Below are 6,567 nucleotides of genomic sequence, written 5' to 3' on the forward strand. Positions count from 1 at the left end.
TATACTTATCAATAAGCCTTTAAATCAACTTGCTAAGGAGTTTTTATGAAAAAAGGTTTTACTTTAATAGAATTACTGGTGGTGGTGCTGATTATCGGCATTTTGGCGGCGGTGGCTTTGCCGCAGTATGAGCGGGCGGTGATGAAGGCACGCTATACCAAGGCAATGATATGGACTAAGGCGGTCAAAGACGCGCTGGAAATGTACTATCTGGCCAATGGGTCTTATCCGGCCAATTTTGACGATTTGGATGTAGACGTGCCTACTTTAAAACCGCGCAAAGGACACGCTATTTTTGACATATACGAAGGCGGCAAGCAAATTGGCGGGATGTGGTATTTCAGTTCCGGAGGCGGTATGCTGGAGATGTTTTTTTCCGAGGACCCGACCTTTGGCGAGCTGCAGTATTATATGATGTTGGACCATTCCCAGTATGCCGGGGAGCGTTACTGCGGCTTTTATGGTGTAACGACGGCTGCTAAAAAGGCGGCGGCGACAGGTTTTTGTAAAGGGTTAGGCGGTACGCCCGCTCCGGCAATACCGGGGTATTCCGGCCTGCATACGCGTTTTGTCCTGCCGTAACGGCCGGCGGGAATTTAGCGGTATTGATTGGATTTTTTGCCGCCGTCGTAAGCGTAGCCCAGCTTATGGCGGATGAGTTCTTGGGCCAGGTCTTCGTCCTGTCCGTTCATCACGTCGCAGAGCAGGCGGAAGTATTTGTCCCGCCCGCAATCCGTAAGCGTAACGGGCTTTTTGGCTAAAAATTCTTTGGTAAACGCCTTGGCCTGTTGGGCCAGGCGTTTTTCTTTTTCGGTTTTGCCTTTTATTTCCGGGCAGTCCACCCCGCGCACGCGCACGGGGACCTTTTCGCAATACACGGCCAGCGAACAGTTCAGGTTGATTTTAAACGTGTCCCCGTCGTAAACCGACGCCACGGACACGTTTCTGAAAAGCGCTCCGTCTTCCGCCGGGCCGGTCTTGGTAAGCGGTTTGCCCTGCTGTTGGACGATGGCCAAAAACGCCGCCGTCAGCACGGACGCCCAGAACTTAATCTGTTTGTTGGAGGAACTTTTGCGGCGGGCGGAAGAGCGTTTTCGTTTGGCCATATCAGCGGGAGGGAAGCAGTACGTTCAGCGCGCCGGGTTCTACGGCGATTTCCAGCGTATCCCGCGTTTTGCGCGGTTCGCCGTCTACGTGGTAGACGATTTCCCCGGGCTGGCGGATGAGCGCGTGTTTGACGCGCGTGGTTTGCGTAATGCCGAACGGGCGCCAGTTATCCGTAAAAAAGGCGGGCGCGGCCAGGGCCAGCTTCCACTTGGGTGCGTCCTGCACCGCCACCATATCCAGTTCGCCGTCCGTCAGGCTGGCTCCGGGCGCGATTTTAAAATTGCTTCCGTACTGGCGGCCGTTGGCAAACACCAGCGTCAGCGGGGCGACGGTTTCGCGTCTGCCGTCAAAGTCCACGTCCAGCGTGTGCGGTTTATAGGTAAAAGCGGTTTTCGCGCCGATTTTAAAGTACGGCCACATCCCGCGCCGGCCGGTTTTGCCCTGTTCCATAAATTGCCAGGCGATGTCCGCCTCAATGCCCACGCCGGCCAGGTTTAAAAAGAGTTCGCCGTTGGCGCGTCCCGCGTCGCATTTCATTTTTTGCGCGCGCTGGAGCCGCGCGACGGCTTCTTCAAACAAAAGCGGCATGCCCAGCTCGCGCGCAAAGCCGTTGCCGGAGCCGTTGGGAATAACGCCCAAAGCGGTGTCCGTCCCCGCCAGGCCGCGGGCCGTTTCGTTAATGGTTCCGTCCCCGCCGATGGCAACCGCCGCGTCAAACCCCGCGCGGGCGGCCTCCTGCGCGAGCTCCGTGGCGTGGCCGGGGGCCTTGGTCAGGCGCATATCGGCGCCCGGAAAATTGAGCTGTATGGCGGAAGCCATAGAGGCGATTTTGTCCGCATCGCCTTTTAATTTACCGCTGTGCGGATTTAAGATAAAACGGATGTTCATAATTTTTTTACCCCGTCCGGATTTTGCAAGGCCTGCGGGTTTTCTGCGAGCGCGTCGTAAATCCGCTCGTTTTTCAGCATTCCGCTGCCGATTCCCGCCAGCTTGGAGCCCGCCGAAAGCACAAAGAACATAAACACCGCAAACAGCCCCAGGTTGGCTATGGCGTTAATGCCCTTCATCGGCATCTGCACCGGGCCGTACTGCGTGTTTAGCTGTACGTCCGCCAGCTGCACCACGGCAACGACGGAGCCGCCGCTGGCAAACACCTTATACATCCCGATAAGCGAGAAGAAAACAAACAGCAGTCCCGCGCAAATAAGCAAATAACCAAAAATTTTGTTCATGGTTTCTCCTTTCAAAATTATAACAAAACGTCCAGCAGATCCGGCAGGCCGGAGATTGGCAGATACGGCGGGTTTTCGGGCTCTTCGCGCGCTTCGTGCCGCCAGGTGAACGGGCACGGAACATAGGCCGCCTGCGCGCTGGCTTCCAACGCGGGGAATACGTCCGATTTCAGGGAATTGCCCACCATCAGCACTTCGTCCGGGCGCGCGCCCAGGCGGGTGAACAGGTCCGCGTATACGGCGGGATTTTTGTCGCTTAAAATTTCCACATTGTCAAAAAGCGGCAGGAGCCCGGAATTTTTTATTTTGCGTTCCTGGTCCAATAAATCGCCTTTGGTAACGACGGACAGGTGATATTTCCCGCTTAATTTTTCCAGCGTTTCTTTTACGCCCGGCAGTAATTCCACGGGGCGCAGGATAAGCTCTTTGCCGGTTTGCAGAATTTCGCGCGCGGCTTGGGCGGCGGCTTCGCCTTCCAGTGCGTTAAGAGCCGTCTCTATCATGGACAGCGTAAAACTCTTGGCCCCGTAGCCAAAGGCCCGGAGGTTGGCCATTTCGGTATGAAACAGCGCGTCGGCGGCCTGTTCTTCGGTCAGTTTGGAAGAAAGCAACGCGTAAAACCGCTGTTCGGCGGCGCGGTAAAACTCTTCGTTTTTCCAAAGCGTATCGTCCGCGTCAAAGCAGACGAAGCGGATGGGTTCGGTGTGTAAAGTCATCATTTCCCCTGCGGGCGGCGCGCGGAGCGTCCCCCGTATTTGATATACTTTATTATATATGTTTTATAAGTCAGATAAAGAAGGTTTTATGAAAACAAGCACAGAAATCAGAAACGGTTATTTGCAATTTTTCCACTCCAAAGGGCTTCCGGTTGTGGCGTCAAGCTCGCTTATTCCCCAGTCGGACCCCACCCTTATGTTCACCTCCGCCGGGATGGTGCAGTTTAAAGCCAATTTTTTGGGCATTGATAAATCCCTCAAAAACGCCGTTACCTGCCAGAAATGCGTGCGCACCACGGATATTGACAGCGTGGGCTTTACCGAACGCCACCTGACGTTTTTTGAAATGCTGGGCAATTTTTCGTTCGGCGATTATTTTAAAAAACAGGCCATCGCCTGGGCGTGGGAGTACCTGACCAAAACGCTGGAAATCCCGGCCGAAAAACTCTCCGTCAGCATCTACAAAGGCGGCCTCGCGCCGCGCGACGAAGAGGCCTATAACGAGTGGCTGAACTATGTGCCCAAAGAACGTATTTTTGAACTGGGCGAAGCCGACAATTTTTGGACCATGGGCCCCACCGGCCCGTGCGGCCCGTGTTCGGAAATTTATTACGATTTCGGCGATAAAGGATGCAAAAACCCGCATTGCGACATTACGTGCGACTGCGGCCGCTATGTGGAAATCTGGAACCTGGTGTTTACGCAGTTTGACCGCCAGGAAGACGGCTCCTTTAAACCTCTGCCGCATAAAAACATTGATACGGGCATGGGCCTTGAACGCCTGTGCATGGCGATGCAAAACGCCAAAAACGTATTTGAAACCGATTTGTTCACCCCGCTTACCGCCCGCGCCAAACGGGATCTGGGCATTAAGGGCGACACGAAAGAAGAAATTTCCGCCCTTCGCATTATTGCGGACCATGTGCGCAGCTCCAGCTTTTTGATTGCAGAAGGCATTTTGCCTTCCAACGAAGGGCGCGGTTACATCCTGCGCCGCTTAATCCGCCGCGCCGCGCGCTACGCCAAGCTGATGGGCAACGAAAAACCGTATTTGTATACGCTGGCGCCGGTGGTGCAGTCCATTTTTGCGGGTCTGTACCCGGAAATTGACAAGAACCTTTCCCACATCCAGGACGTGCTGAAGCTGGAAGAAACCACCTTCTTAAAAACCCTGGTAACCGGCGAAGAAAAGCTGGCCGCCCTGCTGGCTTCGTGCGGAAAAACCCTGCCGGGCGAAGAGGCGTTCCACCTGCACGAAACATTTGGTTTCCCGCTGGAGCTGACCAAAGAAATCGCCGCCGCCAAAGGCGTAACGGTGGACGAAAAAGGTTACGAAAAAGCCAAAGAAGCCGCACAGGAAAAGAGCCGCTCGTACGCGGACGAATTTACCAAAGGCAAAGCCGTAATGATGCAGAAAATTGAAAACGGCTATCCGGCCACCGAATTTACCGGCTACGAAACGCTGACGGACGAAGCCGAAACGCTGGCGCTGTTAAACGAAAAATTTGAACTGACGGACGAACTGTCCGGCGGCGGCTTTGCCGTATTTAACCGCACCCCTTTCTACGCCGAATCCGGCGGACAGGTGGGGGACAAGGGCCTTATTTTGCTGGCCGGCCAAGAAACCGCCCGCGTGGAAGATGTGCAAAAACCGCTGGGCAAAGTGTATTTGCATAAAATCAGCGGTACGCTTAAAAAAGGCGACAAGGTAACGCTGACGGTGGACGCCGGGCTTCGCAAACGCCTGATGGCCAACCACAGCGCGATTCACCTGGTCAACGCGGCCCTGCGCCGGGTGTTTGGGCCGTCCGTGCATCAGAGCGGGTCTTACGTGTCGGCGGACCGCTTCCGCTTTGACTATACGCTTTCCAAAACCCCGTCGGCCGAAGAATTAAACAAGGCCTGGCAAATCGCCAATCAGGCGGCCGAAGCCGCACTGCCCGTTTCGTGCGAAGTCCGCCCGCTGGCGGATGCGGAAAAACTCGGCGCGGTAACGCTTTTGGGCGAAACGTACGCCGACCCGGCCCGCTTTGTGATGATGGGCGGGAGCTTTGAGCGCCCCGAAGAAAAATACAGCCTGGAGCTTTGCGCCGGCACGCATGTCAAGAACACGGCGGACGTAATTACCGTTTTGGTGCTGAAAGAAGGCTCCGTTTCCGCCGGCGTGCGCCGCATTGAAGGCGTGGCGGGCTACGCGGCGGTGGACTATTTAAAAGACGTGAACCGCCAGGCGGACGCGCTGGCCGAACGGCTGGAAGTGCCGTCTAAAGACGTGTTCGCCCGCGTTAACGCGGTGATGGACGAACTCAAAGAAGTCAAAAAACGCTATACCCAATTCCGCGAGAAAACACTGGCGGCGGGCGGTATGGACGAGATGACTTTTACGATGAAAAACGGCGTATCGCTGGTCTTGCGCAATGCGGACGGCGCGGAACCCAAAGAACTGCGCGCCATCGCCGACACCGTGGCCCAAAAACACCAGCAGGCGCTGGTTATTGTGGCGTGCGACAAAGACGGCAAACGCTCGTTCGTCGTCAAGATGGCGGGCAAACTGCCCAATGTGGACGCGGTAACCGTAGCCAAGCAAATCGCGGCGGACTTAAACGGCCGTGCCGGAGGCCGCGCGGATTTTGCGCAGGGCGGCGGCGAGGCCAAACGTCCGTGGCAGGAACTGATTGGCGGCCTGAAAGATACGCTGTAACGCTTACGTATTTTGCAAAACCCCGGAACGTTTCCCGTCCCGGGGTTTTTCATTTGGTGAATCGGGTGATTGTTACAAACCGTATTTATTAAAAAGTTTCAGGCTTACGCCGTCGGCGCGCCATTCGTGTTTTTTCATTTGTACGCGCCGGTCTTTAGTAAAAGAAACATTTTCCTGTTTCAGGAGCGTATACTGGCGGTTTTGGCCTTTTACGATAAACGCCGGGCTGAGCGATCCGTCCTTATATACTACGCGGTGATACGGCAGTTTCGGCGCGTAGGGCGAAGCCACCGCGTACCCCACGGCGCGCGAAGCGCGCGGATTGCCCGTCAGCCGCGCAATTTTGCCGTAACTGAGCACTTTGCCGCGCGGAATCAGCCGCACAATATCGTATACGCGGGCATTAAAGGTGGGAGTTTTTGGCGCCATAATTGTATTATACTTCGTTTTGCTCCCGGCGGAACAACTGTTCATATCGGGGGATTTGAAGTTTGCCGCGGCGCATACCTCCCTTGTTGTTCCCATCTAACTAATAGCACCGTTTATTGCTTTAGCCCTGGTCAGGCCAGAGAAGGGGGCTCCGGCTCCGGGCCCTGCCCCCGCACTCTGCGGGCGGCTTATTGGGCTGTGTTGTTGCCGTTGTTGCTCCGGCCTTTAGCCCGTCTATAAAATCCGTTTTACGCGGGAGAAGCGTTTTATTTGTTTGAGCGATAGCGAGTTGTAAAACGCGCCGCGTAAAACTGGATTTATGGGCACTGGCCGGCAGTCTTTTTGTTCCTTTTTCTGCTGTCAGAAAAAGGAAGTAAAATCT

The 6,567-nt window shown here is 55.2% G+C and carries 8 protein-coding genes; 2 read left to right on the plus strand and 6 right to left on the minus strand.

All coding sequences use genetic code 11. The annotated features are described in order from the left end of the window. The first annotated feature begins 45 nt into the window (after window positions 1-45). Window positions 46-582 carry a type IV pilin protein gene (locus tag ACQY36_RS03990; protein WP_428071735.1) on the plus strand — a complete coding sequence of 179 codons (537 nt, stop codon included), beginning with the start codon at window positions 46-48 and terminating at the stop codon, window positions 580-582. Between the two features lie 14 nt (window positions 583-596). Here ACQY36_RS03990 and ACQY36_RS03995 read toward each other — a convergent pair whose 3' ends face one another. From ACQY36_RS03995 to ACQY36_RS04010, 4 genes are read right to left on the minus strand one after another with little or no spacing between them, the layout of a single operon-like run. Continuing rightward, on the minus strand, window positions 597-1,106 hold the full coding sequence (locus tag ACQY36_RS03995) for a thermonuclease family protein (RefSeq protein ID WP_428077896.1): 510 nt from the start codon (window positions 1,104-1,106) through the stop codon (window positions 597-599). A 1-nt stretch (window position 1,107) separates the two neighbouring features. Then, the gene (locus ACQY36_RS04000) at window positions 1,108-1,995 is read right to left on the minus strand and encodes a diacylglycerol/lipid kinase family protein (RefSeq protein WP_428077898.1); all 888 of its coding nucleotides are present in this window, start codon (window positions 1,993-1,995) and stop codon (window positions 1,108-1,110) included. Next, the gene (locus tag ACQY36_RS04005) at window positions 1,992-2,339 is read right to left on the minus strand and encodes a hypothetical protein (protein WP_428077900.1); all 348 of its coding nucleotides are present in this window, start codon (window positions 2,337-2,339) and stop codon (window positions 1,992-1,994) included. The genes ACQY36_RS04000 and ACQY36_RS04005 overlap by 4 nt, the downstream gene beginning before the upstream one ends. A gap of 17 nt (window positions 2,340-2,356) precedes the next feature. Beyond that, window positions 2,357-3,058 (minus strand): HAD family hydrolase, encoded by a 702-nt coding sequence (locus ACQY36_RS04010; RefSeq protein WP_428077901.1) that lies wholly within the window; start codon window positions 3,056-3,058, stop codon window positions 2,357-2,359. An 85-nt stretch (window positions 3,059-3,143) separates the two neighbouring features. On the opposite strand from ACQY36_RS04010, the gene alaS reads away from it, so the two are divergent. Further along, window positions 3,144-5,756 (plus strand): alanine--tRNA ligase, encoded by a 2,613-nt coding sequence (gene alaS / locus ACQY36_RS04015; protein WP_428077903.1) that lies wholly within the window; start codon window positions 3,144-3,146, stop codon window positions 5,754-5,756. Between the two features lie 72 nt (window positions 5,757-5,828). On the opposite strand, the gene ACQY36_RS04020 is transcribed toward alaS, so the two are convergent. Continuing rightward, window positions 5,829-6,185: an MGMT family protein gene (locus ACQY36_RS04020; RefSeq protein WP_428077905.1), complete on the minus strand. Its 357-nt coding sequence runs from the start codon at window positions 6,183-6,185 to the stop codon at window positions 5,829-5,831. A 121-nt stretch (window positions 6,186-6,306) separates the two neighbouring features. Continuing rightward, on the minus strand, window positions 6,307-6,567 hold a 261-nt coding region (locus tag ACQY36_RS04025), incomplete at its 5' end, for a hypothetical protein (RefSeq protein ID WP_428077907.1).

This window comes from Candidatus Avelusimicrobium alvi (assembly GCF_958451995.1).
In the GTDB taxonomy this organism is placed as follows: domain Bacteria; phylum Elusimicrobiota; class Elusimicrobia; order Elusimicrobiales; family Elusimicrobiaceae; genus Avelusimicrobium; species Avelusimicrobium alvi.